Source organism: Synergistaceae bacterium (assembly GCA_031267575.1).
Lineage (GTDB): Bacteria > Synergistota > Synergistia > Synergistales > Aminobacteriaceae > JAIRYN01.
The window spans coordinates 1-26,157 of the sequence record JAIRYN010000039.1; the positions used below are offsets into that span (position 1 = coordinate 1).

Genomic DNA, 26,157 nt, shown 5'->3' on the forward strand with positions numbered 1-26,157 from the left:
CTGGAAATCATCGTGGACCGACTCAAACGGGAGTTTGGGGTTGACGTGAAGGTCGGGCGGCCTCAAGTTGCTTACCGCGAGGCGATTCAGAAGGCATCCTCGGCGGAGGGCAAGTACATTCGTCAGTCGGGTGGCCGCGGTCAGTACGGGCACGTGGTTTTCGAACTGGAACCGTTACCGGAGGGCAAAGGCTACGAATTCGAGGATAAAATCGTGGGCGGAGTCGTCCCCAAAGAGTACATCTTGGCGGTTCAAAAGGGCTTGGATGAGGCCATCCAGAGCGGAATCCTGGGGGGGTACCCGGTTATCGGCATCAAGGTGTCGCTGGTGGACGGCAGTTATCACGACGTGGACAGCTCGGAAATGGCGTTTAAAATCGCGGCTTCCATAGGCTTCAAAGAGGCGATGAGGAGGGCGTCCCCGGTTCTGATGGAGCCCATCATGTCCGTGGAGGTTGTGACGCCCGAAGATTACGTGGGTGACGTCATTGGCGACCTCTCCTCCCGAAGAGGTCGCATCGAGGGGATGGATATGAGATCGAACGCCCGTATCGTCAGGGCTTTCGTCCCCTTGTCCAGCATGTTCGGCTACGCCACCGACCTCAGAAGCAAAACGTCGGGCCGAGCGAACTACACAATGCAGTTCGACCACTACGAGCCAACGCCGGCCGACGTGGCGGAGAAAGTCTTGAAAAAGTAGAACTAAAGTAGAATCTCGAAGGGCGAGTTACGGCGAACCCTAAAAATTTATAGGAGGGAACTCAAGTTATGGCGAAGGAAAAATTTGATCGTAACAAGCCGCATTTGAACATCGGCACGATCGGGCATATCGACCACGGCAAGACCACGTTGACGGCGGCGATCACCAAGTGCCTCGCGACGCAGAAATTGGCGGACTTCACGGCCTACGACATGATCGACAAGGCCCCGGAGGAGCGGGAGCGCGGGATCACGATCAACATCGCCCACGTGGAATACCAGACGGAGAAGCGCCACTACGCCCATATCGACTGCCCCGGCCATGCGGACTACATCAAAAACATGATCACGGGCGCGGCCCAGATGGACGGCGCGATCCTGGTGGTGAGCGCGGCCGACGGCCCCATGCCCCAGACCCGCGAACACGTGCTGCTGGCCCGTCAGGTCAACGTCCCCGCCCTGGTGGTGTTCATGAACAAGACGGACCAGGTGGACGACCCCGAACTTCTGGACCTGGTGGAGATGGAGATCCGCGAACTTCTGAGCAAGTACGAGTTTCCCGGCGACGATATTCCCATCGTGCGGGGCTCCGCGCTGGAGGTTCTGGAGAAGGGGAATGGAACAAAGGAAGACCCCATCAGCAAGCCGATCTGGGAGCTGATGGACGCGTGCGACGGCTACATTCCAGAGCCGGTCCGGGAGACGGATAAGCCGTTTTTGATGCCGGTAGAGGACGTGTTCACGATCACGGGCCGCGGCACAGTGGTCACGGGCCGAGTGGAGCGGGGAATCATCAAGCCGGGCGAAGATGTCGCGATTGTGGGAATGAAGTCGGACATCAAGAAGACGGTTGCCACGTCCTTGGAGATGTTTCGCAAGATCCTGGACGACGCGGTGGCGGGGGACAACGTGGGAGTGTTACTGCGCGGAGTGGACAAGGACGAGGTAGAGCGAGGCCAAGTGCTGGCGAAGCCGGGTAGCGTGACGCCGCACACGAAGTTCAAAGCGGAGGTCTACGTGTTGAAGAAGGACGAGGGCGGCCGGCATACGCCGTTCTTCGCGGGATACAAGCCTCAGTTTTACTTCCGAACGACAGACGTAACGGGGGCGATCAAGTTGCCTGACGGAGTGGAGATGGTGATGCCTGGAGACAACGCGAACTTCGAGGTGGAGCTGATCGTGCCGATCGCGATGGAGGAAGGCCTCCGGTTCGCGGTGCGCGAGGGCGGACACACAGTGGGCGCCGGCGTCGTCACCCAGATCCTTCAGTAATACAGAACGTTTAGAGGAAAATCGAAGTGGCGAAAAAAATACGTATTCGGCTGAAAGCGTTCGACCACAGGGTTCTTGACGCGTCTGCCTCTCAAATCGCGGAGACGGCGGAACGGAGCGGGGCTATGGTTTCGGGGCCCATTCCCCTCCCCACAGAGATTAGCAAGGTCACGATTCTTAAGTCTCCTCACAAGGACAAAGACGCGAGAGAACAATTTGAAACGAGAACTCATAAGCGTCTGATCGACATCGTTAATCCGACGCAGAAGACGATGGACGCTTTGATGCAACTTAATCTTCCCTCTGGAGTGGACATCCAGATCAAACTTTAATTTCTTACTTTTGCTGGGAAGCGCTTGAGCTGGCAACCGATGGACCACGCGATACAATGTAACGCTAAGTAATGTAATGCTAAAAATGTTCGCGGAGGCTTTCACCGGCTGAAAGGAGAGAAAATGATGGGTATAGGAATATTAGGGAAGAAGGTTGGCATGACTCAGATTTTCAACGAACAAGGCCAGGCCGTGGCTGTTACTGTAGTCATGGCTGGACCTTGTCCCGTGATTGCCATCCGAACCCCCGAACAGAACGGATACTCTGCCGTTCTTCTCGGCTATGGCGCGGTAAAACCGCGCAAGCTGTCCAAACCCCTTAAAGGCTTTTTCAATAAAGCCAAAGTCGAGCCCAAAAGAACGCTCCGGGAGTTTAGAATGGACAAAACAGAGGAGTACGAAGTAGGGCAAGAGATCAGGGTGGATTTGTTCGAGACGGGCGAGAAGATTGACATCAGCGGAGTTAGCAAGGGCAAGGGTTTTGCCGGCGTCATGAAAAAATACCACTTCGCCGGACAACAGTTCAGCCACGGAACCTCGGTCATGCACCGCCACGGCGGCTCCAGCGGAGCCATTTCTTATCCTGGCCGTGTGTTTCCGGGCAAGCGTATGCCGGGGCACATGGGAAGCGAAAAGGTGACGGTCAAAAATCTGACGGTTATGGCCGTGGATTTGGAAAACAACCTCCTTCTTCTCAAAGGGGCTGTTCCAGGAGCTAAAAACAGCCTGGTCACCCTCTATAAAAAGCAGTAACGAGATTTGAAGGGAAGGTATCGAGGATTATGCCTACAATCAAAATAGTGGATTTCAATGGAAACACCGCAGGAGAGCTGACTCTTTCCGACTCTGTTTTTGACGCGCCTCTGCATGTGCCGGCGATGCATCAGGTCGTCGTGGCTCATCTGGCGAACTGCCGGCAGGGCACTCACTCCGCCAAGACTCGAGGCGAGGTATCGGGCGGCGGTAAGAAGCCCTGGAAGCAGAAACACACTGGCCGCGCTCGTCAAGGCAGCACCCGCTCGCCGATATGGGTGCACGGAGGTGTTGCCCACGGACCCAAACCTCGCGACTATCATCAGAAAGTCAACAAGAAGGTCCGCCGCCTGGCCATGTTGAGCGCGCTTTCCATGAAAGTCAGGGAGGATCTGCTGACGGTGGTGAAGGGTTTCGATCTGGAGAAACCCTCTACAAGGGCCATCAAGGGATTTATGGACGCGATTCGCGCCGAGAAGGCTCTTGTGCTCTATCACGCGCCTGATGCCAACGTCACGCGTTCGGCGCGGAACCTTTCGGGCGTCAAGGTGATCAACGTCGCGAGCATCAACGTGTATGACCTTCTCAATTCAAAAACCTTGGTCGCGACTCCAGAAGTGGTCGCTCGCCTGGAGGAGGTATATTCAAAATGAAACTAATCGCTCACGACATTCTCATAAGGCCGATTATGACGGAAAAAAGCAACGCTCTCATGGCGGAGAACAAGTACACCTTCGAGGTGCACAAAAGCGCCAACAAAATTCAAATCCGTCAAGCGGTGGAGCAGGTGTTCAAGGTGAAGGTGTTGAGGGTCAATACGATGAACGTGCCCTCGAAACCCAAGCGTATGGGGGCTTTCATGGGCAAAACTCGCTCCTGGAAGAAGGCTATCGTGGCTGTGTCCGCGGGACAACGCATCGAGGCCTTCGAAGGCGCCAGCGTTTAGAAAGGTGCAAATCAGACATGTCGATTAAACAATTCAAACCCTACACCCCGGGCCGCAGACAGATGACCATCCAGGGGCGCGAGGACATCACCGCCGAGAAGCCGGAGCGTTCGCTGACGACGGAATTGCGCAAAAGCGGCGGTCGTAACAACACGGGACGTATCACCATGCGGCACATCGGCGGGGGACATAGAAGGACTTATCGCATCATTGATTTTCGCCGTAACAAACTGGGGATTCCCGGCAAGGTGGCCACAGTGGAGTACGATCCCAACCGCAACGCGCGCATCGCACTCGTCAACTACGTCGATGGGGAGAAGCGCTACATTCTCCTTCCCAAAGGTCTCAAGGTGGGGGACACAATTGTCGCGGGGCCAGAAGCGGATATCACTCCAGGTAACGCCTTGAAGCTCAAGGATATCCCCGTGGGGACCGTCGTCCATAACCTCGAACTGGAGCCTGGCCGGGGAGGCAAGTTGGTGCGCGCGGCGGGGACCTCGGCGCAGCTCATGGCGAAAGAGGGCAAATACGCTTACCTGCGTATGCCCAGCGGAGAGCTTCGCCTGATTTTGCAGGAGTGCATGGCCACGGTGGGTCAGATCGGAAACGAAGACCACGAAAACATTTCCCTGGGCAAGGCCGGCAAGAACCGTTACCTGGGGCGCCGCTCCACAGTGAGGGGCATGGTCATGAATCCCGTGGACCATCCTATGGGCGGTGGCGAAGGCAAAAGCAAGGGCAACAAGCATCCTCTTTCCCCTTGGGGCACGCCGGCCAAAGGTTTTCGGACGCGCAAGAAAAAGCCTTCCGATAGGCTGATCGTTCGCCGCCGTTACGACAAGTAGACGCGAGGAGGGACTTTATTCAATGGCTCGTTCCGCAAAGAAAGGACCCTATGTAGAGCAGCGTCTCTTGGGCAGGGTCGAGGAAATGAACACGTCGGGAAACAAAAAGGTCTTGAGGACCTGGTCGCGCCGTTCAACCGTGGTGCCTCAAATGATTGGACACACCATCGCCGTTCACAATGGGCGCATACACCTTCCGGTGTACATCAGCGAGAACATGGTGGGACATAAATTGGGAGAATTCGCCCAAACCCGTAAGTTCGGGCGCCATGCGGGACAAGAGCGTTCCACCAAGGGAAAGTGAAGGGGTGGGACAAATGGAGGCTGTCGTTAAAAATACAGCAAAAGCTATGGTCCGTCAAGTAAGGGTTTCTCCGTTCAAAGTGCGGCAGATTCTCGCCCTTATTCGAGGAAAAAAAGCGGGAGAGGCAATGACAATTTTACATTTTAGCCCTCAGAAAGCGGCGCGTATCGTGTTCAAGGTTTTACAGAGCGCGGTAGCGAACGCGGAACATAATTACGGGATGGATACGGACAAGTTGCACGTTCTGACGGCTTACGCCGACCAGGGGCCCTCTATGAAGCGTTTTCGCCCCGCTTCTATGGGAAGGGCGCATCCCTACGTACACCGCACATCCCATGTGACCGTCACGGTCGCGGAACGTTAAGGAGGGGTCTGACTCGTGGGACAAAAAGTTCATCCCGTTGGGTATAGATTAGGAATCACGACGGAGTGGGAGTCCAAATGGTACGCAAGCCCTAAGGACTACGCTAAGAAATTGCACGAAGACCTTAAACTTCGCGCGTGGATTATGAAGAAATGGGAAGGAGCCGGCATTCCCCGCGTGGAAATCGAGCGGGTGGGCCACGTGGTTCGTTTCACCATTTGGACGGCGCGCCCTGGCGTCGTCATTGGACGGGGCGGCACCGAGATCCAGGTCATCAAAGACGAGCTTCAGCAGCTCACCGGCGGTAAGGTCATGGTCAATGTGCAAGAGATCAAAAACCCCGACGTAGTGGCGCAGTTGGTGGCGGAAAACATCGCCTCATCCCTGGAGCGGCGTGTTTCCTTTCGCCGCGCGATGAAGCAGGCCATTTTCCGCGCGACGAAGGCCGGAGCCAAGGGCATCAAGGCCCAAGTAGCCGGACGCCTGGGCGGCGCAGAAATCGCGCGGACCGAGTGGTACAACGAGGGCCGTCTGCCGCTTTCCACCATTCGGGCGGACATTGATTACGGTTTTGCCGAGGCCATTACCCTATACGGTGTCATCGGCTGCAAGATCTGGATATATCGCGACAGGGAGAACGAACGGCCTGTGCAGCAGCGTTCAAAGCGAGACAGAGACCGAGAGAGACCAAGGGGGTAGGTTAATTATGCTTATGCCCAGCAGGGTCAAATACAGGAAATCACATCGGAGCCCTCTCCGAGGTATCTCCAAGGGGGGCGTTACGGTGGCTTTCGGAGAATGGGGGCTTCAAGCGGAGGAAAACGCTTGGATAACCGCGCGTCAGATCGAGGCCACCCGCGTGGCGATTTCGCGAAAGATGAAAAAAGGCGGAAAGATCTGGATTCGCATTTTCCCCGACAGACCCTATACCAAAAAGCCCTTGGAAACGCGTATGGGCAAGGGAAAAGGAGCCCCGGAGTTCTGGGTGGCCGCCGTGAAACGAGGCCGCGTAATGTTCGAGGTCGCCGGAGTTTCCAAAGACGTAGTGGAACAAGCTTTTCGCACTGCTTCCCACAAGCTGCCGATCAAGGTAAAGATTGTGGCAAGAGAGGGTATGGGTGGTGAACAATAATGGATGCGACGAAACTTCGGGAGCTTGGACTGGACGAACTTCAGGAACAGTATCGCCATTATAAAGAAGAGCTTTTTAATCTGCGTTTTCAGAACGCCACAGGACAGTTGAAGAATACGAGCCGCATTAGGGACGTCCGGAAAATAATCGCCAGAGTGTTGACCATCGCCGGTGAGAAGACGCGCGCGATGGAAGGCTCGTCCGGTAGGAGGTAGACGTTATGGAAGCCGCAGCGGAAGCAAAAGAGAACAACGGGCTTTCTCATAGAAAGGTTCGCGTTGGGGTTGTGGTCAGCGACAAAATGAACAAGACGGTGGTGGTCAAGGTTAGCCGCCACGCCGAGCATCCCCTTTACGGCAAACGCATCATCAAGTCGAAAAAATATGTGGCCCACGACGAGGAGAATGTCTGCCGAATCGGGGATCAGATCCGGATCCGGGAAACGCGCCCTTTGAGCAAAACGAAAAGATGGGAACTGGTGGAGATCGTGCGGAAGGCCCCGGTTTTCGATTCTGAGACGCCTGGGGAGGAGTAGCCCATGATCCAGTTGACGACAGTCTTGAATGTGGCTGATAACTCCGGAGCCAGAAAACTTTTTTGTATACAGGTCATGGGGGGCAGCAAGCGCAAGTGGGGCACGATCGGGGATGTTATTGTTGCCTCCGTTCGGGAGGCTATCCCTAACAGTAACATCGCCAAAGGTTCCGTCGTAAAGGCCGTCATTGTCCGCACCAAAAAAGAGATACGGCGTCAGGATGGGTCCTACGTACGTTTCGACGACAACGCGGCGGTCATCATCGACAACAACGGGGAGCCCAAGGGGACGAGAATTTTTGGGCCCGTGGGGCGTGAGTTGCGCGCCAAAAAGTACATGCGCATCCTTTCCCTCGCGCCCGAAGTGGTCTAGGAGGCTGGGTCGGTTATGTCTATGAGAATAAAGAAAAACGACCGGGTCCGCGTCATATCCGGCAAGTACAAAGGCAAAGAAGGCAAGATTCTGCGTCATATCCCCACGAAGGACATGATCGTCGTGGAGGGGGTCAACGTGGTTTCCCGCCATCTGAAGCCGAGTCAAAAAAACCCCCAGGCGGGCATTATCCAGAAAGAAGCGCCCATTTACGCCTCGAAGGTGATGCTGGTGTGCCCTCAGTGCGGCAAGGCCACGCGGGTTGGATGCTCTTTCATGGAGAGCGGGAAAAAGGTTCGCGTTTGCAGAAAATGCAACGAAATCATCGACCGGACCTAAACCGGGCCTAGAGGGAGGAAAGGTTAATGACGCCGCGTGTTCTAGAAAAATACAAAACGGAGATTTGCCCCGCGCTCATGAAGGAGTTCGGGTACAAAAACGTGATGCAATTGCCTCGCGTCCAGAAAATTGTCGTGAATATCGGCGTGGGCGATGCGAAGCTCGATATCAAGTTTATGGATGTGGCCATCGCTGAGTTGCGCGCCATTACCGGGCAGCAGCCGCTTTTGAAGCGGGCGAAGAAGTCTGTGGCCGGTTTCAAAGTGCGGGAGGGGATGCCCGTCGCCTGCGCCGTTACTCTTCGAGGGACGCGCATGTGGGAGTTTCTCGACCGATTGATCTCCTTGGCTCTGCCCAGTATCAAGGATTTTCAGGGAGTTTCAAAACGCGGGTTCGACGGACGGGGAAATTACAACCTAGGGCTGAGAGAACAGCTCATTTTCCCGGAAATCAACTACGACAAGGTGATCCGTTCCCGCGGGATGAACGTGTCCATTGTGACGACAGCAAAAAGCGACGAGGAAGCCCACGCGCTCCTCAAGGGTATGGGAATGCCCTTCAATCGCTAGATATTTAGTGAAAAGCGGTTCTTTAAGTCAGTGCTGGAGATCGGTTGATTGAATCGATCATCAATATTATTAATATTATTAATATTATCAATATCGTCAATGAGGGGGAACAGCGAAGGATGGCAAGGAAAGCGATGAGACATAAGGCGACCCTGACCCCGAAGTTCCAGGTACGGCAACATAACCGTTGCCCGCTGTGCGGTAGGGTTCACGCTTATATGCGCGTCTTCGACATGTGCCGTTGCTGCTTCCGCAAGCTGGCTCGCGAGGGCAAGATACCCGGCGTCGTGAAGTCTAGCTGGTAGGGAGGCAGAGGGATGTACATCAATGATCCGATCGCGGATATGCTCACGAGAGTGCGCAACGCGAATATGATATACAGCGAAAGCGTGGATATCCCCACGAGCAAGATCAAGCTGGCCATTGCCAGGATCTTGAAAGAAGAGGGATATATCAAGAACTTCAAGACGATCAACGACCCGAAGAAACCCTACGCGTCGATCCGTGTCTTTTTGTCCTACGGCTCGGAACGCGAGCGCGTCATTCAAGGACTCCGGAGGATCAGCAAGCCGGGACGGAGGATCTACGTGGGTAAGGCCAAACTTCCTTTGGTAATGGGAGGCTTAGGTTTGGTGGTCGTTTCCACATCCCAGGGCCTGAAGACAGGGGCGGAAGCCTCGAAGCTGGGTCTGGGCGGCGAAGTGCTCTGTTACGTTTGGTGAGAAAGGGGACTCTAGGATGTCTCGTATAGGACGGAAGGCCATCCCGATCCCCAAGGGAACCAGCGTGACGGTCAAAAGGGATGAAATCGGGGATAAAATCGTGGTAATGGGCACGAAAGGAGAACTCGACACTCCTCTCATGCCGGGCATCAATGTGAGCGTCGAGCAGGACAAGGTGACCGTGAGCCGAGAGAACGACGAAAAACAGACCTGCGCGTGGCACGGTATGACGCGGGCTTTGATCGCCAACATGGTGACGGGCGTGACCGAGGGTTTCCAAAAAACCCTCGAAATTGTGGGGGTGGGCTGGCGCGCCCAAATGCAGGGTAAAAAACTGGTGTTGAGCTTAGGCTATTCCCACCCCGTGGAGTACGAAGCGCCCAAGGGGATCGAGATCGTGGTGGAAAACCCCATCAAGTTCGTCGTAAAAGGCATCGACAAACAGGTTGTCGGGGAGACTTGCGCGATCATTCGCGGCTACCGCCCACCGGAACCTTACCACGGCAAGGGGATTCGTTACTCGAACGAAAACGTGGTTCGCAAGGCCGGCAAGACCGGCGCGAAGTAATGGGACCGAGGTGGAATAGATGAAGAAGAGGAGCAGAAACGACATGCGCGTCGTGCGTCACGACCGCTTGCGCCGGACTCTCGCCGGAACCGCGGCGATTCCCAGAATGGCCGTTTATCACAGCTTGAGCCATATTTACGTGCAAATTATCGACGACGACAAGGGACATACCTTGGCGGCGGTTTCGACGCTGGAGACACCCGTGAGGGAATCCGTGAAAGGCACCTGCAACGTGGAGGCGGCCAAAATGATCGGGAAATTAGCGGCGGAACGGGCTCAGGCGAAGGGCATAGAGGCTGTGGTCTTTGACCGCGGTGGGCACATGTACCACGGAAAGGTCAAGGCTTTGGCGGACGCGGCTCGTGAAGCCGGCCTCAAGTTCTAGTTAGAGGAGAAAACGCGGATCATGCTCAAAAAAAGAATAGATGCTAAGAATCTGGAATTGAAAGAACGCGTTGTCGCCATCAACCGTGTGAGCAAAGTCGTCAAGGGAGGCAAACGTTTCAAATTCGCGGTCCTTGTCGTGGTCGGCGACGGCGAGCGCTACGTTGGCGTCGCTATCGGCAAGGCAAAGGAGATCTCCGAAGCCGTGCGCAAGGGCATCGATAAGGCGAGCAAAGACCTCGTGGAGCTGAAGCGCATGGGCGACACCGTACCCCACCCCATTCAAGGGGAGTTCGGAGCCGCCAGAGTTCTCTTGAAGCCGGCTCCCGCTGGAACGGGAGTTATCGCGGGCGGCGTCGTGCGCGCCATCATGGAACTCGGCGGAGTGAAAGACGTGGTGACGAAGGTGGTGGGGCGCACTTCAAACGCTATCAATGTAGCTTGGGCCACGTTGGAGGCCTTGAGAGAGAGCCGGACGGTGGACGAGATTTTCAAACTTCGCGGCAAAAAAGCTCCTGAGCGGAGCGCGGCCGTGACGGGGTAGGAGGAACTTAATGGCTAAGGTCAGGGTAAAGTGGGTCAAAAGCGCCATCGGTTTTTCTTCGCGCCAGAAGAGGACCATTGAGGCGTTAGGTTTTAAGAAATTACAATCTGTGGTGGTCCACGAGGACACACCTCAGATCCGTGGCATGATAGAAAAAGTCCGTCATCTGGTTGACTGGACAAACGAGAACTAAGGGGTGAAAAAAAAATGAACCTTCACGATCTTAGTCCTGCCCCGGGATCCAGGCGCGTAACGAAGCGGTTGGGGCAGGGAATAGGCAGCGGAACGGGTAAAACTTCAGGCAAGGGTAACAAAGGGCATAAATCCCGGACGGGCGGCGGCGTTCGCCCCGGTTTCGAGGGAGGCCAGATGCCTCTCGTCAGAAGAGTGCCCAAGCGCGGTTTCAATAACGCGCGTTTTGCCCAAGAATATCAAGTCGTCAATCTGGAATCACTGTCCAAAAAATTCGACGGGGGGGAGGTGTCCGCCACGGAACTCCATCGGGCGGGCCTTGTCCGTTCTCTTACCCAGCCAGTGAAACTTCTCGCGAAGGGCACGGTGGAGAAAGCGTTTACCATAAAGGTGAACGCGGTCAGTCAGAACGCGCGGGAAAAAATAGAAGCGGCGGGCGGGAAAGTCGAGGTGGTCTGAGGTGCTCGGGTCCTTCGGCGATATTTTCAAGCTGCCTGAACTGAAGAGGCGGATACTTTTCACATTGGGTGTCCTGTTCATCTTTCGCGTGGGCGCTCATATCCCCACGCCGGGCATCAACATCGAAGTGATGTCCAACTTTTTCAACGAGAGCAGCGGTGGCTTTCTGGGCTTTCTGAACATGTTTTCAGGAGGCGCCCTGGGGCGTCTGAGTATTTTCTCACTGGGCGTCGCGCCTTATATCAACTCCAGTATCGTGATGCAGCTTCTGGTCGTTATTTTTCCGACGCTGGAAAAAATGCAGAAGGACAACGAGGAAGGCCGGAAAAAGATTATCCAGTGGACCCGCTACGGGGCTATTCCCTTCGCAGTTGTTCAAGCCGTGGGGTTGACGACGTGGCTGGGGAGCTTCAATCCGCCTATTTTTTCGGGCTCCTTTTTCGATTCGATCGTAGTGGTGCTCACCATCACGACGGGTTCCGTGGCTGTGATGTGGATGGGCGAGGAGCTTTCCGACCACGGAATCGGCAACGGCATTTCCCTTTTGATTTTTGCGGGTATCGTGGCGCGCATTCCCGACGCTATCCTCCAGACGGGGGCGCTCCTGCGCGCTGGGTCTGTGAATATTCTCGTGATCCTGCTCTCCTTGCTCCTGATGACGCTGGTAGTCGCGGGTTGCATCGTGCTCCAGGAGGGCCAGAGACGCCTACCGGTCCAGTACGCCAAACGGGTAGTGGGAAACAAAATCTACGGGGGACAGAGCACGTTTATTCCGCTGAAGGTGAATCAGTCGGGCGTCATCCCCATTATCTTCGCGTCGTCGATTCTTATTTTCCCGTCCACGCTAGCCGGCTTTTTCAGCGATAGCGGTGTTGGGCGCTTTATTCAGGAGCTTTTCACTCATGGAAGCGTCTTTTACACGATGTGCTACGTTCTCCTGATCGTTTTTTTCTCTTACTTCTACACGGCAGTTGTCTTCAACCCCAACGAAATCGCCAATAACATGAAAAAATACGGCGGCTTCGTTCTGGGGATTCGGCCGGGACAGCCCACGGCGGATTACATCACCAAGGTGATGGAGCGTATTACATTGGGTGGCGCGATTTTTCTGGCGGTCGTGGCTCTGGTCCCGGACCTCATGTCAGGGCTGATGCGGGCGAACGCCTTTTATTTCGGCGGGACTGCTGTTTTGATCGTGGTCGGCGTCGCTCTCGATACGGTGCACCAGATCGAAGCCCAGTTGTTGATGCGGCACTACGACGGCATCTTGAAGAAGTCGAGAGGCAAGGCCGGAAGCCTGCTCCATGTGTGATGGGCTTGCTTATGATGAGCTGCTTATGATGAGCTAAGGAGGAATAAGACCGTGCGGTTTATTCTTTTGGGCGCGCCGGGGTCGGGTAAGGGTACTCAGGCGGATTTACTAAAGAAACGATACGGTTGTGCCCACATCTCAACGGGCGACATCTTGAGGCTGAATTTGAAGGACGAGACCGAGCTGGGTCTTCGAGCCAGGGACTTCATGCAAAAGGGAGAACTGGTTCCTGACGAATTGGTGATCGAGATGGTGGAGAAGAGGCTTCAGGAGGCCGACGCCGCGGAAAGCTTTCTCATGGATGGCTTTCCCCGCACGCTGTCTCAGGCAGAGGCTTTCGGGAAAATTTTAGAGAAAATGGGCCAGTCTTTAGACATGGCGCTACTCCTGAAAATCGATGAGGAATCTCTGGTTCGGCGCCTGATCAATCGCAGAACCTGCCGTTCCTGCGGTAAGATTTGGAACCTTTTGGCGATGCCTTCCGAGACGAAGACTTGCCCGGAGTGCGAAGGCGAGCTTTACCAAAGGGATGACGATGCGGAATCCGTGATTCGCAGGCGCTTGGAGGTCTATCGCGCTCAAACGACGCCTCTAGTGTCCTGGTACGAAAAGGCGGGGAAGCTGCGGATCGTGAACGCCGAAGGATCCGCTCAGGAGATCTTTGAGAGTATGCAGGTGGTTTTGGGCCGATGATACATCTCAAGACGAAAGAAGAAATCGCCCTGATGCGCAACGCGGGCAAGGTGGTCGCCGACATCCTTGATGCCCTGAGAGAGATAGTGCGACCGGGGATCTCCACGGCGGAACTGGACCGTGTGGCGGAGCAATACATACAAGAAAGCGGGGGAAAGGCGTCGTTCAAAGGTTATCGTCCTTTCCACGCGGAGATTCCTTACCCGAGCGCTATCTGCGCGTCCGTCAATGAAGAGATTGTTCATGGCATTCCCAGTGACGGACGGATTCTACAGGAAGGGGATATCGTCAGCGTGGATGTGGGGGTCTATCTCCAGGGTTACCATGGAGACGCAGCCTGTACCTACCCCGTGGGCGCCTTGACCCCTATTCGGAAGAAACTTCTGGATGTCACCGAGAAATCTCTAGAACTTGCCCTGGACGCGATCAAAGCGGGCAACACCGTGGGCGACGTGGGGTATGCTGTGGAAAGCTACGTTTTGGGCCAAGGCTTCGGTGTCGTCCGCGATTTTACAGGACACGGAGTGGGCAAACAGTTGCATGAGGCGCCTCAGGTGCCCAATTTTGGAAAGCCGAGAAGGGGCGTCACTTTGCAACGGGGAATGACCTTGGCTATAGAACCCATGGTCGTGATCGGAAAGGAACAAATCAAGATCGGACCAAACAAATGGGTTGTCGTTACCGCTGATGGTTCCGACGCGGCGCATTTCGAGAGGTCTGTCGTCGTTACGGACGAGGGCCACGATCTCCTGACCCCATGGATAAGCCATTAAATGACTATCAGGTGGGGCGGGTCGTTATCTCCAAGAGGGGCAAAGATGTCGGGCGTCTATACGTGATTGTGGGGGTTCTCGATGGGGGGCGGTTGGCCCTGGCCGACGCGAAGGGATTCAACGTTCGTCGCCCCAAGTCGAAAAATCCCAAGCATGTCCAGTGGACGTCACGCGTCGTCACCGAGGTCGCGGCCTCGGTCGAAGCGGGAAAAAACATCGATCATGGAGATTTCTGTCGTTTTTTAGTCTCTGTGAAAAAAAACCAGAATTTAGAAAGAGCCCCGAAGGCGGAGGGTGTCTTGGATGAAAGTCTTACAAGATAAAAGTCTTAGATGAAAGTCTTATAAGATGAAAGTCTTGGATAGCGTTAACGAGCACAAGTCGGAACAGAGAGGCAGGGTGGCGAATGGCGAATAAAGAAGCTGGAGGCAAGGAAGAAGTCATCGAAGCTAAGGGAATAGTGGCGGAACCCCTCCCCAACGCCATGTTTCGTGTGGAGTTGGAAAACGGTCATAAGCTCCTGGCACATGTGTCGGGTAAAATGCGGATGCATTTCATTCGAATACTTCCGGGCGACAGGGTATTGGTCGAGATTTCTCCTTACGATCTCACGCGGGGAAGGATTATTTATCGTTATAAATAAGTTATAAATAAGAGGGCGCGTGCCACGACCGTGACATAAACGCTACAGTCAATTTAAAAAGTTACGCCGTGAATTTCACGCTGTCAGCCTACGGTGTCAGTTTGTGGAGAGGGAAGCTCTGGCCGTCGTCGTAAGATCGTAAGATGGTGGTGAAACTGGCCTCTGTGAAGCGGGAAGTCAGCTTTGAATCTGTTGAGATAGATTTGAGTAGGTATGATGGATTTGAGTAGGTATGATGGAACGGAGTTGCCCTTAAGGTTGAAATAAAGAGCCGAATAAAAGTTTTTCTGAATAAGAGTTTTTCTGAGGAGTGTGTGCTATGAAGGTAAAACCATCGGTGAAGCCGATATGTGAATTTTGCCGTGTTATCCGGCGTGAAGGCGTCGTGCGCATTATTTGTAGCCGGAACGCGCGTCACAAGCAACGGCAGGACGCGAGGAGGTAAGGGAGTATGGCTCGTATATCAGGGGTGGATCTTCCCAGAGAAAAGCGCATTGAGATCGCGTTGACCTATATCTTTGGAATAGGGTTGCCGACCTCTCAAAAAATCTTGGAAAAAACCGGTGTCAACCCTGACGTCAGGGTGAAGGACCTGACGGAGGAAGACGCTCAGAAACTTCGTCGGGAAATTGAAGACCACTACAGGGTCGAGGGAGACCTTCGTCGAGAAGTATCCATGAACATCAAGCGCCTTATCGATATCGGGTGCTACAGGGGTATCCGGCACAAGCTAGGGCTTCCTGTGCGAGGGCAGAAGACGAAGACAAACGCCCGAACCCGTAAGGGACCGCGGCGCACCGTCGCCAACAAGAAGATGGCGGGCAAGTAATCGAGTCGTTTCGACCGATTCCGATTTCACGATCCATTTTTCACGATCCATTAGGAGGGAAAACACGCGTGGCTAAAAGGACTGTCCGTAAGGGCAAAAAGCGCGAGAAAAAAAATATAAGTTACGGGGTAGCCCATATCTATTCGACCTTCAACAACACGATTCTGTGTATTAGCGATAGGGGCGGCAACGTGCTGTCTTGGGCCAGCGGCGGCAACGTGGGTTTCAAAGGCACCCGCAAATCCACTCCCTTCGCGGCCCAAATAGCGGCTCAACAAGTGGCCAAGGGCGCTCAGGACGTGGGCATCCAGGAAATAGACGTCATCGTGAGAGGACCGGGGCCGGGTCGAGAGTCGGCTATCCGCTCACTTCAGGCGGCGGGACTCCAAGTCAACCAAATCAAGGACACAACTCCCATACCTCACAATGGTTGTCGGCCGCCCAAAAGACGCCGAGTGTGAGGCAGGGGTTTGCCTGTCTTTGAATTCAATAAAAGGCCTAAAGAGAAGGCCTAGTATGGATCCGATGAGGACGACACAGGCCCGATTTCGACTTCCGTCGAAGATAGGAGCATGAATATGTTGGAAACGTTGGGAATCTTGCGGCCTGAGATAAAGATAGAAGAAAATTCTCCGACCTATGGACGCCTGACCCTGGAGCCGCTGGAACGGGGCTATGGCCAGACTTTGGGCAATGCTTTGCGCAGAGTCTTGCTTTCCTCGATTAGGGGGGCGTCTATCGTATCCGTGCGCATGGAGGGGGTGCTGCACGAGTTCAGCACTGTCCCCGGAATGCGCGAGGACGTCATTGAGGTACTGATGAACTTGAAGCACATTCCAGTGCGCTCCCGCAGCAAAGAAATGCGCGTGCTGCACCTGGAGCTGGACGGTCCCGGCGAGGTTACGGCCAAGGATATCCAAGTGGACAGCGAGGTGGAATTTGTAGACCCCGACGCTAAGGTCTGTACCCTAGAGGAGGGGGCCCACTTGTCCATGGATCTTTATATCGAGCAAGGTACGGGGTATGTGTCCTCGGAACGCCCTCGCCCGTCCTACCTGCCAGTGGACGCGCTGCTCGCCGATGCGGTTTTTTCGCCGGTTCTGAGGGTGAACTACGAGGTGGAGGCGGCCCGGGTCGGACAGAGGACGGACTTCGAGCGTCTGATCCTCAACTTGTGGACGAACGGCATCGTAACCCCCGAAATGGCGGTTTGTGAGGCGGCCCAGATTATCAGAACCTATTTTAGCTATGTGGTCGCGGACCTTGAACAGCAGAGCGGTGGGGAAAACGGCGTGGAAACGGGTTTGCCGGGGGAGGGGAGCGTGCCCTTCGTCAGGAAAATATCGAGCGGGGAGTCGGGTTTCTTCTCCCGCCCCGTGCGAGACCTGGAGCTCTCCATTCGGAGCGAAAATTGTCTTTTGCGTGGGGGCATTCACACCATAGGAGACTTATTGCAGAGGTCGAGAGACGATCTGCTCAAAATTCGCAATCTGGGCAAGATCTCCCTCAAAGAGATCGGGGAAAAACTCGACAGCGCGGGCTTGAAGCTCCGTGATAAAAGCCAAGTGAAGACAACAAAAGAGGCCAGCATATAGTACAGGAGCGCTCGTGGAATATTTCTTCGAGCTTTGCGAGATTCAGCTTTTTCTTTGGCTTTGTAGTCGAAGAGATACTATGCGAAATGTATCTATTCGTTATGAGTAGGTATTAGTACGCTGAAAGGATCAGATAACATATGAGACACCGTATGGACCATAGAACCCTTGGGCGATACGGAAGCCATAGGATGATGATGCTATCCAACATGGCTGCCAGCCTTTTTCTGACCGGCCAGGTCAGAACTACCGTCACGCGGGCCAAAGAACTGAGGCGCGTGGCGGAAAAGCTTATTACCCGCGCGCGGGGCGGCTCTATCCATGATCGGCGCGTTGTGCGTTCCCACATGCATCACAAAGAGGCGGCGATCAAGCTCTTCAGCGAGCTGGCGCCCCGTTACGCCTCATTCGACAAGGGAGGGTACACGCGTATTGTGAAACTGGGGAGCCGGTTTGGAGACGGCGCTCCCATGGCGGTCATCCAACTCGTCGAAAAAAACAAAGACTAGGTTAGGGAAATTGAACGGTGACGCGGCCGACCCTATCATCGCACTGAAGACCGTTAGTTTTTCTTATGATGGGGTAACTCTATAGTCTTTAGATAAGTATAGATTTCTATAGTCCTTAGATAAATATAGATTTCTATTGATACTTATTGATAACGTACTATAAAAGCCCTCCATGCTTGGTAACGAGCATGAAGTATTCGGTGAAAGCCCGAATAACGATAACTTTAACTGCTGGCAATCCCTAAAGCCGAAGACACCACAACGTGAGGATGAAATATACCTGGGCGTGAAGGTGACGAAAGTAGAAAAAAGTCTTCGGATTGAATCAAGGCGCAAACCTAAAATTCAAGCGACAATGGGTCTTCAGCAACCAAGCCTTGAATAGAGGACGGCTCAACGACTATCCTGCGAGGGAGTACCCGCGAGCGCGGGGAAAAGGGTTAGCCTTCAAATTAGCCTTCAAATTAGCCTTCAAAAAAGAAGGAGCCTTCAAAAAAGAAGGATAAGAAAGAAGGACAAGATATAGTCTGCGCTCATATGAAAGTATGAGGAGTTCATGAGTGAAAGCTCTGAGAACCGGAGAAGAATAGCGACCTTCTTTGAACATGCAAGAGACGAAGTAGTTCCACGTTTTAGTGAATAAGTATCAATTGCAACTTGACAATTGGGTCATCTCCAAATTTAGAATTAGATTAGAATAGGATTAAGATTTGATCCTATTTTAAGTTCTTGTTTTAAGTTTTTATTTTAAGTTTTTATTTAAAGTTGAAAGGAGATGTGGCGTTGGAATCCAACGCTCCCAATTGTCAATAGACAATGTGCCTGTGGAGAACTATACCAACTGAATATTCAGGAAGGCATTCTTGAAAGTTCAGAGTTCTGGGAAGCGGGAAATCTAACTTGTGAAAATTAGATACTAAAGCGTAGGAATTATAACGTTTTTTGCGTCGGCGCATAAAGTTCTAAATGAAATTTCCCTCAATGTATCGAAAGGTGAACGGGTGGCTGTCTTGGGCCGCAACGGCTCCGGTAAGTCGACCCTCGTAAAGATTTTAGGCGCTCTGCAGATTCCTTCGCAGGGCGTCTGTCTTGTGCGCGGACGCGATACCGCCGATACCACGGCCCTTGTTGATATCCATAAAAGCGTAAGCCTCGTTTTTCAGAATCCCGAAAGCCAAATTGTAGGATCGGTGGTGGAGGACGACGTGGCCTTCGCGCCGGAGAACCATGGGTTACCCTCCGCCGAAATCGAGGAGAGGGTCGAGCTGGCGCTGAAAAAAGTTGGGCTGCTTCACAAACGAAAGGCTCTTTCTTCGGCGCTTTCGGGAGGGGAAAAACAACGCCTGGCCCTGGCTGGCGCCCTGGCGGCTGACGCTCTTTGCCTGATTCTGGACGAACCCACCGCCATGTTGGACCCTGAGGGGCGTCTGGAAGTAGAGAGCGTCCTGCGCGATATTCACGCTTCCGGAACGACGATTCTTCATGTGACCCACCGTCTGGAGGACGTGCTTCAAGCCGACCGCGTGTTGGTTTTGTCTCAAGGTCGGTGGACGTGGCAAGGACGGAGAGGGGAGTTCTGGGATCGGGTGGAGGCCCTGGGTTTTCAATTGCCTCCTTTGCTTGAGCTCAAACGTCGCCTTGCTATTTCGGGGATCAATGTGGCGACGGCTTCCCTTTCGGACCTGGCGGGGGTCTCGGATCTGGCGAGGGCCGTGGAGAACGCCTTTTCTCCCATTACCTCTTCCGTTACCTCTCCCATTGCGACTATAGACGCTCTTGACGCTGTATCTACGGAGGACTCTGAAGAGATTTCTGAAGAGGTTTTGGAGGTTTTGTTTGAGACGCATGAGCTCTCCTACAGCTTCGACGCCTCCACGCCCCTCGAAACCCGTGTTTTGAAGGAGGTCTCTTGTCGCATTCCCAAAGGCGCATGGCTGTCCGTCTTGGGCAGGACAGGAAGCGGCAAATCCACGTTGATTCAGCACTTGAACGGACTTTATACGATTCAGTCCGGCGAGGTGTCGATGGAGGGGAAACCCCTTCCCCAAAAGGGCCCGGAACTTCGGGGCCTGAGGCGGAGGGTGGGCTTGGTGTTCCAGTCTCCGGAGGATCAGCTTTTTTCTCCTACCGTCGGTGAGGAGCTGGCTTTCGCGCCGCGTAACTGGGGTTTTTCCTCGGAGGAAACGGAGACCTCTGTCAAGCGCGCAATCAAAAGCGTTGGGTTGGGTGAGATGTACCTGTCGCGCAATCCTCTGCTCCTTTCTGGAGGCGAGCGGCGCCTGGTGGCCATCGCCTCGGTGCTCGCCGCCGAACCTGAGTGCGTCATCCTGGATGAACCCACGGCCGGTCTGGACACCGCTTATCGGGAGAGGATCGTAACGCTTTTGTGGCACTTGAAGGAGGCGGGTAAGACCATCATTACGGTGACCCACGACTTCGAGATGGCTTTTGAACGCAGCGATCATCTCCTGATCATGGAGGACGGAAGAAAAATACACGAAGGAAGCGTGACTCACGTGCTTCCTTCGCTGTTAGAGGTTGAATTGAAGGCTGGATTAGAAGCTAGATTAGAAGCTAGATTAGAAGCTAGATTGGAGGCTGGAAACGCCTCCACGCTACCAGAAATCTTGCAATTGACGGGTTTGTTGCGCAAACACGGCCTTCTTGCCCCTCTCACTTGGGATGTGGGGGAATTTTGCCGCTGGCTTGGGGTGTAACATCATCTTTTATAGATCGGCAGGCTTTGTCTTTGCTATGATCGGCTTGCCGTCTTTGCCTTTCCACGCTGTGCCTATGCCCATGTACGTCATGGCTATAGCTATCAACGGGTTGAGGTAGTTCAGAAAAGCATACGGCAGGTAGTCCATCGTCGAGACTCCGAGCGTGGTGCTTTGATACGCGCCGCATGTGTTCCAAGGTACAAGAGCGGATGTGAGGGTGCCAATGTCCTCAAGCGTCCTCGACAACATGCGCGGATGAAGCCCCTGGTCGTCGAAGGTTTTTTTAAACATGCGACCCGGAAGAACGAGCGCGAGATATTGGTCGGAAGCGATCACGTTCGTTGTTAGGCTAGCGACCGCCACGGCGACCACGCATCCGCCAACGGTACGTACTCTCTTCATTATGACTTGAAGCAGTGACTTCAGAAAACCGCACTTGTCCAGCACGCCGCCGAATAGCAACGCGCATATGATAAGAGCGACCGTCCATGTCATCGACAATAGCCCGCCTCGCGCCAAAAGCTCGCTTAAGACTGACGCCGCGTTAAGAATGGAGTCCGTGGAGAAGGAATCGAGGCCACGCTCCACCATCAGATTCGTTAAACCGGGTAAATCCTCGGAGAGTTTCACTATTTGAGCCGGCAGATTCGGAGTGTAGCCGTTCTGCATCACGTCGAAGAGAGTCCCAAACGAATTTCCATGAAAGATGGCGAGCGCCATGCCAGCAAGCACTCCGCTGAAGATGCTCGGTAGCGCTGGTTTGCCGGAAGCCGCCAGCACGATGACGAGGATCGGCGGGATGAGAGCGATTGGGGAAATGGGAAACTCCACTTTCATCAACGCCTGAATAGCCTGTACTTTTTCCGCATCGAGTGACTCAGGCGCATACCCCATCCCCAGAATAGCAGCTAGTAGTAAGACGATTACGTAAGTGGGCCCAGTCGTCCAGAACATTGCCCTTATGTGTTGGAAAATATCTGTTCCCGCCATTGCTGGAGCAAGGTTTGTGGTGTCTGAGAGCGGGGACATTTTATCACCGAAATAAGCGCCTGAGACTATAAAACCTGCCGCTACCGGGCTCGGAATGTCCAGTCCGGCCGCGATCCCCATCAGCGCGACACCGACCGTCCCGGATGTCCCCCAAGAGGTTCCAGTTGAGAGAGAGACTATGCTGCATATCAAAAGGGTTGCTACCAGGAAAACGCTGGGCTTCAGGGTCTCAAGCCCGTAGTAGATCATTGTCTGCACGACGCCGCTTAAGATCCAGGTTCCTATTAGGATTCCAACGGTTAAGAGTATCAGGATCGCCTGCATTCCCATAAATATTGAGCCAAGCGCACCTTCTTCGATGACCTTCCAGGGATACTTCAGAATGAACATGGCCATCGCCGCCGTTATCGCTCCAGATAACACGAGGGAGATATGCACGTCAGTCTTCCAGTATCTCACCGACAAGATAATCAGTATTGCCGCGATCGCAATGATGGTAAGCGTTTCAAACAGAGTCGGTTCCCTGCCGCTTTTCACTTCCACATTTTCTCCATTATCCATCATTTTACCTCCTTAAAATGACATCCAAAAACTAGGCTCCCCCGCTCTGGACGAGGGAACCTCAAGAACTTATTCACGGCATATTGATTGTTCGTATTGCCAGAAACAAAATATTTTTACTATATCACTATAATTATAATATCCAATAAACAGTCGATTTGCAAATGGAAATAGAGACAAAATTATTTGTCAAGATATCCGATTCCTTAGACGCTTATACCATTCTTGACGTTCTTCCGAAGTTCGATATAATTGCAGAAAAAATACTTTATAAATGGAAAGCGAAAGCGAGAAAAGAGGTTCAAATGGTGAGAATGAAACACGATGATTCCTGTGTTTCTGCATATTTTACTGTTGCGAACGTAGATATAATACGGCATAATGGAGCTTGGAGCTTGGAGCTTGGAGCTTGGAGCTTTTATTTCTTTTCTAAAAAGAATTTTTCCTCTTCCTTATTATTTTTTAAAAAGTTTTCCGCGCCCATTGGCGGCGCAGCGCTTTCCCTCATCATCGACCGTAAAATATGACATATTTGTGAGAGTGGTTTTGCCTCTCTGCAAATGTGTTGTTATTTCTAGCGCCGTTCTTATGAAAAATAGAATATACAAAACCTGTATTCGCAAAATGTCTTGACAATCCTGATGTGTTTGCTCTGGGATGTGATAGCTATGAATTGATGAAGCAGCGTTTGGGAGCGATGTAAATGTTTGCGTGGGCTTTTTCTGCGGCAGAGATATCCATATCAAAGGGAGGTATTCTAATGATGAAGAGGAGAAGTTTTATTTTTGGAATGTTGCTGTCGACGCTGACGCTGGCGTTCACATATGGCGTGGGCATGGCTGGGGTACACACCACGGCGGTCAACGATTACAAACAGGAATTTCTGGTGGAAGATACCGGTCCTGGAAGCGCTTTATCGGGGCCACAAATCGACAAGAAGGGGGTGTATTATTTCGTGAGGCGTAATGCTGCGGGAACGGAAAGCTACATCCTCAAGAATTATTCAAATACGAACAAAGAACCTGAGTTTACCATATCGGGCAACATCGAACTTTGGAATCTGACGCCAGAGGGTGATTATCTGTACTACACATTGAGCGACGAAAACGAATCGGGCCGTCTCTATCGCCGGTCGCTGATAGATGAGGGGGCTCCTGTTTACAAGAAATTCCAGATCGACAGTGAAAAATTTCTATTCTCTTCGATTACTCTCGCGAAAAGTTCCGATGAGTTTTTTCTCATGTCGCCGATTGACAGTGATGGGAAAATCACTATCGGTCTATTTTCTTTTAGTAATGGAAACGCGGAACCCATCCGAACTTGGAGTATAACTCTACCATCGAACTGGAAGGAAGGATATTCTAGGGGAGACGAACCGAGCTACTCTATCCAGTTTGAAGCGGCGACCGACAAAATATGGCTGATCGCGCAAAAGCATTACGAACTGGGGAGTACTCCTTGGTATAATTTACCCTATTGGTTTTTTTTCGCGAATATCACGGAACCCACGGAACCTGAAAAGTCGTTGACGCAGTATATTCCTTCGAAGGATATTCCTGGATGGACTGAGGGAAATTTTAAGTATTTGACTATCGGTCGATATTTCAGGAATATTGTAGAATTCGATATAACTTCTGATACTCCTTTTCAAAGCATCCAAAGGTATGACCTAAAAAACGGACAAAATGAATTTTTGGTGGAGTGGACAAACTCCGATAGCAAGCAAGTGCCGATAACCGAGTGGTACAAAAAAACCATCTCTACTCAATTTTGGTCCTGGGATTTTTCAATCGACATACAAGGAAACCTTTACGCGCTCCTTCAGGCATATCCTAAAGGTGGTTCCACATGGGACGCCACCTTTCAGCGTTTCGCGCGCTTCAATCCTCTGAGCAAGGCTGTTGTCGTCGAGAAGCCGGATTCCGCTCAGTCGGTCAAGAATAAGACATTCACCGATCCCGCTAAAATCGTTCTGGAAGCAAACGACTTTAAAGGCCCGGACGGTTACATAGCCACAGGCAGTCGTTGGCGCGTTTTCAGGAAAACCACCGCCAGTTCTGCCGAAATATCGACGATGGCCGATTTCCCGATTTACGATGAAAAGGAAACCAACGCTCCATACGGCACTCACACGCTTATGGAAAGCCTTCCGGACGGCTCATACGATTGGCAAATGGCTTACGATTGGAAATGTGAGGGCAAGGAAACATTTACAGGATCCACAAACTGGTCGTCTCTGTCATCGTTTGCCGTCGAGAAAAGCGTAACCCAGGAGACCCCAGAGGAGAAAAGCTCAGGCGGCGGCGGCTGCGAAGCGGGGACCGGTGTATTGGGACTGTTTGTCCTGATAGCGTCGAGCTTGATCGTTGGGAAAAACAGGAAAAAGTGAAAGTAGCCCGTGTGAGCGCGAAAGCTGTTCACGCGGGCTATGTGCGTCAGAAAAAGCGCGACGGGCGGGCTCGTTTGTCGTACCCAAAATCATAAGGAGTGTGATTGTGATGTTGCGTAGGTTACGCGTGTTGTGGTTGGCGGCATTGCTGGTTGTGTCCGCTGCGGGGCTGGCGTTTGCGAAGGATACGTTCATCAAGTGGAAGGACGTAAATTTCATATCGGAGATCACGTTCAATGGGGATTGGCAGACGTGTACCCTGACGGTAGATAAGAAATATTCCATTCAAAATCTCAAGTTTGAGCCGGGCGGCCCGGAGGGCGGTTTAAAGGCGTGGTCGGATTCGGATTGGATTTCCCGGATGAACTGGCACGTCGGCAGCTCCGCCGAGAGAATCATGCATCACTGGGAGTTCCGCGCCACTATCGAACGCCTCGACGAAGGCGGCAGCGGCCTGATGTTCGGCAAAAGCGACATGAACAAGGGAAATTTTATCGCGGTTTATTTGATCGACGACAAATTGGTGCTTTTGAGTTTCGATACGACGCGGCCGGGTCGCAACAATAGAGCGAACAGCAAAGTGCTACATGAGGCGAACCTGAAGCCAGAGCACCAGAAGCCGGGGAACGTCGCGCTTCACGTGAGCATAGACCGCGCCGACCGCGCCCTCCGCTGTTCGGTGAACGATACCGAGTACCTGAATCTCAACCTCTCCACACAATTAAAAGAAATGCCGTCCATCGAAGATTACGGCTTTTATAACGGCTCATGGTTCCGCACACAAGAGGCGAACGCCATCTACAAAAAAATCGAGACGCGCAGAAGCAAGTGAGTGAGGAACGCGCAGGCGTGAGGTGATTTTGCGAGTAAACGGCGGGGCGAGCGGTTCTATTTGTCCTTCTATTTGTCCTTCTATCTGTCCTTTTATCCGTCCAGCCCGTCGAAAATCATAAGGAGAGTGATTGTGATGTCACGTAAAATTCGCGCGTTTTTGTTGGCGGCGGCGTTGGTTGTGTCTATTGAAAGTTTGGCGTTAGCTCAAGGTGGAGGAGGAGGTGGTGGTGGTGGTGGAAGTGGCGGCGCTTGTGGTTGTAATGAGGATGAAATGGAAAATTTCGGTTCGTTCGGCACGTTTTACACAAGTTCGTTAGATCGAATGGTCGCGGAAGAAGACGACGAAGAATACTGGTATTACGACGTGGTTTTCCCTTCATCTTCGGAGGCTGACAAAATAGAGCGTTGGGACGCTTGGGAGAAACGTCTCGACAGACTTCCAGCGGGAACGCAATTGATGCCGACAAAAGAACAGCCGGTGTTCGGAGCGAGTATCCCCCAAACGATTTCCAAGGAACTGTTCAGAAAATCTTTTAAACCCTGGCTATATCGTAACGCGGCGGGTGGGGCGGCAAATTGGCTGTTCTGTCAAGTGACGGACGACGGCGATGTGAAGGTTTTCAAGCCCAGCATTCCGCAAGGAAAATATTACGTCAAGTCCAAGAAAGAAGGCTATGACGCCCTTGTCCCACTCAGCGCCAGAGACCTGGTCTTTCTCTTTCCGCCACTACCGGAGCTCAACAAGCGGATAATACTGACCAGTCAAAATACCGCCGAACTGACCCCCGTCTGGGATTACACCCTCCCGGACGATATCGAAGGTGTGGTACGCTACGAAGTCCGCAAAAAGGGCGAAACGGAGCCAAGAATTACGAGAAAACTGCTCGCCAATACCACATATGAGGTGACGGTTATTCAGGATTTCGCGAAATAACCTTCATATTCTGTTTCAAAAAACGCGGCGAACGCTTTATGATGT

At 53.0% G+C, this 26,157-nt stretch carries 40 protein-coding genes; 39 read left to right on the forward strand and 1 reads right to left on the reverse strand.

Annotated elements, in window-relative coordinates; all coding sequences use genetic code 11:
- From fusA to LBJ36_05710, 35 genes are all read left to right on the forward strand, one after another.
- The coding region (gene fusA / locus LBJ36_05540) for an elongation factor G (protein MDR1378496.1) at positions 1 to 699 on the forward strand (699 nt) is incomplete at its 5' end.
- Positions 700 to 767: 68 nt separating this feature from the next.
- Positions 768 to 1,970, forward strand: coding sequence for an elongation factor Tu (tuf, locus tag LBJ36_05545; protein MDR1378497.1), 1,203 nt, complete (start codon positions 768 to 770; stop codon positions 1,968 to 1,970).
- A 26-nt stretch (positions 1,971 to 1,996) separates the two neighbouring features.
- Entirely contained in the window at positions 1,997 to 2,302 is a 306-nt protein-coding gene (gene rpsJ / locus LBJ36_05550; protein ID MDR1378498.1) for a 30S ribosomal protein S10, read from the forward strand.
- Between the two features lie 126 nt (positions 2,303 to 2,428).
- Positions 2,429 to 3,055: a 50S ribosomal protein L3 gene (gene rplC, locus LBJ36_05555; protein ID MDR1378499.1), complete on the forward strand. Its 627-nt coding sequence runs from the start codon at positions 2,429 to 2,431 to the stop codon at positions 3,053 to 3,055.
- A gap of 29 nt (positions 3,056 to 3,084) precedes the next feature.
- A complete protein-coding gene (rplD, locus tag LBJ36_05560; protein ID MDR1378500.1) occupies positions 3,085 to 3,708 on the forward strand; it encodes a 50S ribosomal protein L4 in 624 nt (207 codons plus the stop codon).
- Entirely contained in the window at positions 3,705 to 4,001 is a 297-nt protein-coding gene (gene rplW, locus LBJ36_05565; protein MDR1378501.1) for a 50S ribosomal protein L23, read from the forward strand. Before rplD ends, rplW begins: the two co-directional genes overlap by 4 nt.
- Before the next feature lie 17 nt (positions 4,002 to 4,018).
- Positions 4,019 to 4,846 carry a 50S ribosomal protein L2 gene (gene rplB / locus LBJ36_05570; protein ID MDR1378502.1) on the forward strand — a complete coding sequence of 276 codons (828 nt, stop codon included), beginning with the start codon at positions 4,019 to 4,021 and terminating at the stop codon, positions 4,844 to 4,846.
- A gap of 22 nt (positions 4,847 to 4,868) precedes the next feature.
- Complete coding sequence (rpsS, locus tag LBJ36_05575) at positions 4,869 to 5,150, forward strand: 30S ribosomal protein S19 (protein MDR1378503.1); 282 nt, start codon at positions 4,869 to 4,871, stop codon at positions 5,148 to 5,150.
- A 13-nt stretch (positions 5,151 to 5,163) separates the two neighbouring features.
- Entirely contained in the window at positions 5,164 to 5,514 is a 351-nt protein-coding gene (rplV, locus tag LBJ36_05580; GenBank protein ID MDR1378504.1) for a 50S ribosomal protein L22, read from the forward strand.
- Positions 5,515 to 5,529: 15 nt separating this feature from the next.
- The gene (rpsC, locus tag LBJ36_05585; GenBank protein MDR1378505.1) at positions 5,530 to 6,213 is read left to right on the forward strand and encodes a 30S ribosomal protein S3; all 684 of its coding nucleotides are present in this window, start codon (positions 5,530 to 5,532) and stop codon (positions 6,211 to 6,213) included.
- Between the two features lie 7 nt (positions 6,214 to 6,220).
- Positions 6,221 to 6,646, forward strand: a complete 426-nt coding sequence (gene rplP / locus LBJ36_05590) for a 50S ribosomal protein L16 (protein ID MDR1378506.1) — start codon at positions 6,221 to 6,223, stop codon at positions 6,644 to 6,646.
- Positions 6,646 to 6,861, forward strand: a complete 216-nt coding sequence (gene rpmC, locus LBJ36_05595) for a 50S ribosomal protein L29 (GenBank protein MDR1378507.1) — start codon at positions 6,646 to 6,648, stop codon at positions 6,859 to 6,861. The genes rplP and rpmC overlap by 1 nt, the downstream gene beginning before the upstream one ends.
- 5 nt (positions 6,862 to 6,866) lie before the next feature.
- On the forward strand, positions 6,867 to 7,181 hold the full coding sequence (gene rpsQ, locus LBJ36_05600; protein ID MDR1378508.1) for a 30S ribosomal protein S17: 315 nt from the start codon (positions 6,867 to 6,869) through the stop codon (positions 7,179 to 7,181).
- A gap of 3 nt (positions 7,182 to 7,184) precedes the next feature.
- Complete coding sequence (gene rplN / locus LBJ36_05605) at positions 7,185 to 7,553, forward strand: 50S ribosomal protein L14 (GenBank protein MDR1378509.1); 369 nt, start codon at positions 7,185 to 7,187, stop codon at positions 7,551 to 7,553.
- A 15-nt stretch (positions 7,554 to 7,568) separates the two neighbouring features.
- Complete coding sequence (gene rplX, locus LBJ36_05610; GenBank protein ID MDR1378510.1) at positions 7,569 to 7,892, forward strand: 50S ribosomal protein L24; 324 nt, start codon at positions 7,569 to 7,571, stop codon at positions 7,890 to 7,892.
- Between the two features lie 26 nt (positions 7,893 to 7,918).
- Entirely contained in the window at positions 7,919 to 8,461 is a 543-nt protein-coding gene (rplE, locus tag LBJ36_05615; protein MDR1378511.1) for a 50S ribosomal protein L5, read from the forward strand.
- Positions 8,462 to 8,580: 119 nt separating this feature from the next.
- Positions 8,581 to 8,766, forward strand: a complete 186-nt coding sequence (locus tag LBJ36_05620; protein ID MDR1378512.1) for a type Z 30S ribosomal protein S14 — start codon at positions 8,581 to 8,583, stop codon at positions 8,764 to 8,766.
- 12 nt (positions 8,767 to 8,778) lie between these two features.
- Positions 8,779 to 9,183: a 30S ribosomal protein S8 gene (gene rpsH, locus LBJ36_05625; GenBank protein MDR1378513.1), complete on the forward strand. Its 405-nt coding sequence runs from the start codon at positions 8,779 to 8,781 to the stop codon at positions 9,181 to 9,183.
- Positions 9,184 to 9,199: 16 nt separating this feature from the next.
- Positions 9,200 to 9,751 carry a 50S ribosomal protein L6 gene (gene rplF, locus LBJ36_05630; GenBank protein MDR1378514.1) on the forward strand — a complete coding sequence of 184 codons (552 nt, stop codon included), beginning with the start codon at positions 9,200 to 9,202 and terminating at the stop codon, positions 9,749 to 9,751.
- A 19-nt stretch (positions 9,752 to 9,770) separates the two neighbouring features.
- Positions 9,771 to 10,136, forward strand: a complete 366-nt coding sequence (rplR, locus tag LBJ36_05635) for a 50S ribosomal protein L18 (protein ID MDR1378515.1) — start codon at positions 9,771 to 9,773, stop codon at positions 10,134 to 10,136.
- Between the two features lie 21 nt (positions 10,137 to 10,157).
- Entirely contained in the window at positions 10,158 to 10,679 is a 522-nt protein-coding gene (gene rpsE / locus LBJ36_05640) for a 30S ribosomal protein S5 (protein MDR1378516.1), read from the forward strand.
- Between the two features lie 10 nt (positions 10,680 to 10,689).
- Complete coding sequence (gene rpmD / locus LBJ36_05645) at positions 10,690 to 10,872, forward strand: 50S ribosomal protein L30 (protein MDR1378517.1); 183 nt, start codon at positions 10,690 to 10,692, stop codon at positions 10,870 to 10,872.
- Between the two features lie 14 nt (positions 10,873 to 10,886).
- Positions 10,887 to 11,330: a 50S ribosomal protein L15 gene (rplO, locus tag LBJ36_05650; protein ID MDR1378518.1), complete on the forward strand. Its 444-nt coding sequence runs from the start codon at positions 10,887 to 10,889 to the stop codon at positions 11,328 to 11,330.
- Between the two features lies 1 nt (position 11,331).
- Complete coding sequence (secY, locus tag LBJ36_05655; GenBank protein MDR1378519.1) at positions 11,332 to 12,642, forward strand: preprotein translocase subunit SecY; 1,311 nt, start codon at positions 11,332 to 11,334, stop codon at positions 12,640 to 12,642.
- A 51-nt stretch (positions 12,643 to 12,693) separates the two neighbouring features.
- Positions 12,694 to 13,335, forward strand: a complete 642-nt coding sequence (locus LBJ36_05660; protein MDR1378520.1) for an adenylate kinase — start codon at positions 12,694 to 12,696, stop codon at positions 13,333 to 13,335.
- On the forward strand, positions 13,332 to 14,108 hold the full coding sequence (map, locus tag LBJ36_05665; protein ID MDR1378521.1) for a type I methionyl aminopeptidase: 777 nt from the start codon (positions 13,332 to 13,334) through the stop codon (positions 14,106 to 14,108). The genes LBJ36_05660 and map overlap by 4 nt, the downstream gene beginning before the upstream one ends.
- Entirely contained in the window at positions 14,093 to 14,431 is a 339-nt protein-coding gene (locus LBJ36_05670; protein ID MDR1378522.1) for a KOW domain-containing RNA-binding protein, read from the forward strand. Before map ends, LBJ36_05670 begins: the two co-directional genes overlap by 16 nt.
- An 83-nt stretch (positions 14,432 to 14,514) precedes the next feature.
- Entirely contained in the window at positions 14,515 to 14,751 is a 237-nt protein-coding gene (gene infA / locus LBJ36_05675; GenBank protein MDR1378523.1) for a translation initiation factor IF-1, read from the forward strand.
- Between the two features lie 319 nt (positions 14,752 to 15,070).
- Positions 15,071 to 15,196 carry a 50S ribosomal protein L36 gene (gene rpmJ, locus LBJ36_05680; protein ID MDR1378524.1) on the forward strand — a complete coding sequence of 42 codons (126 nt, stop codon included), beginning with the start codon at positions 15,071 to 15,073 and terminating at the stop codon, positions 15,194 to 15,196.
- 6 nt (positions 15,197 to 15,202) lie between these two features.
- Positions 15,203 to 15,580, forward strand: coding sequence for a 30S ribosomal protein S13 (gene rpsM / locus LBJ36_05685; protein ID MDR1378525.1), 378 nt, complete (start codon positions 15,203 to 15,205; stop codon positions 15,578 to 15,580).
- A gap of 68 nt (positions 15,581 to 15,648) precedes the next feature.
- Entirely contained in the window at positions 15,649 to 16,041 is a 393-nt protein-coding gene (gene rpsK, locus LBJ36_05690) for a 30S ribosomal protein S11 (protein MDR1378526.1), read from the forward strand.
- Between the two features lie 117 nt (positions 16,042 to 16,158).
- Positions 16,159 to 17,175, forward strand: coding sequence for a DNA-directed RNA polymerase subunit alpha (locus LBJ36_05695; protein MDR1378527.1), 1,017 nt, complete (start codon positions 16,159 to 16,161; stop codon positions 17,173 to 17,175).
- A gap of 140 nt (positions 17,176 to 17,315) precedes the next feature.
- Complete coding sequence (gene rplQ / locus LBJ36_05700; protein ID MDR1378528.1) at positions 17,316 to 17,684, forward strand: 50S ribosomal protein L17; 369 nt, start codon at positions 17,316 to 17,318, stop codon at positions 17,682 to 17,684.
- Between the two features lie 172 nt (positions 17,685 to 17,856).
- Positions 17,857 to 18,069 (forward strand): hypothetical protein, encoded by a 213-nt coding sequence (locus LBJ36_05705; protein MDR1378529.1) that lies wholly within the window; start codon positions 17,857 to 17,859, stop codon positions 18,067 to 18,069.
- A gap of 547 nt (positions 18,070 to 18,616) precedes the next feature.
- Entirely contained in the window at positions 18,617 to 20,401 is a 1,785-nt protein-coding gene (locus tag LBJ36_05710) for an ATP-binding cassette domain-containing protein (GenBank protein MDR1378530.1), read from the forward strand.
- Between the two features lie 9 nt (positions 20,402 to 20,410).
- Here the strand turns inward: LBJ36_05710 and nhaC are convergent, their stop codons facing one another.
- Positions 20,411 to 21,958, reverse strand: a complete 1,548-nt coding sequence (nhaC, locus tag LBJ36_05715) for a Na+/H+ antiporter NhaC (protein ID MDR1378531.1) — start codon at positions 21,956 to 21,958, stop codon at positions 20,411 to 20,413.
- Positions 21,959 to 22,119: 161 nt separating this feature from the next.
- On the opposite strand from nhaC, the gene LBJ36_05720 reads away from it, so the two are divergent.
- The 4 genes from LBJ36_05720 to LBJ36_05735 all read left to right on the forward strand — a co-directional run bounded on the left by LBJ36_05720 (position 22,120) and on the right by LBJ36_05735 (position 26,112).
- The gene (locus tag LBJ36_05720; GenBank protein ID MDR1378532.1) at positions 22,120 to 22,482 is read left to right on the forward strand and encodes a hypothetical protein; all 363 of its coding nucleotides are present in this window, start codon (positions 22,120 to 22,122) and stop codon (positions 22,480 to 22,482) included.
- A 233-nt stretch (positions 22,483 to 22,715) separates the two neighbouring features.
- On the forward strand, positions 22,716 to 24,344 hold the full coding sequence (locus LBJ36_05725) for a hypothetical protein (GenBank protein ID MDR1378533.1): 1,629 nt from the start codon (positions 22,716 to 22,718) through the stop codon (positions 24,342 to 24,344).
- A 109-nt stretch (positions 24,345 to 24,453) separates the two neighbouring features.
- A complete protein-coding gene (locus LBJ36_05730; GenBank protein MDR1378534.1) occupies positions 24,454 to 25,176 on the forward strand; it encodes a hypothetical protein in 723 nt (240 codons plus the stop codon).
- Positions 25,177 to 25,311: 135 nt separating this feature from the next.
- Complete coding sequence (locus LBJ36_05735; protein MDR1378535.1) at positions 25,312 to 26,112, forward strand: hypothetical protein; 801 nt, start codon at positions 25,312 to 25,314, stop codon at positions 26,110 to 26,112.
- Positions 26,113 to 26,157 lie beyond the last annotated feature (45 nt).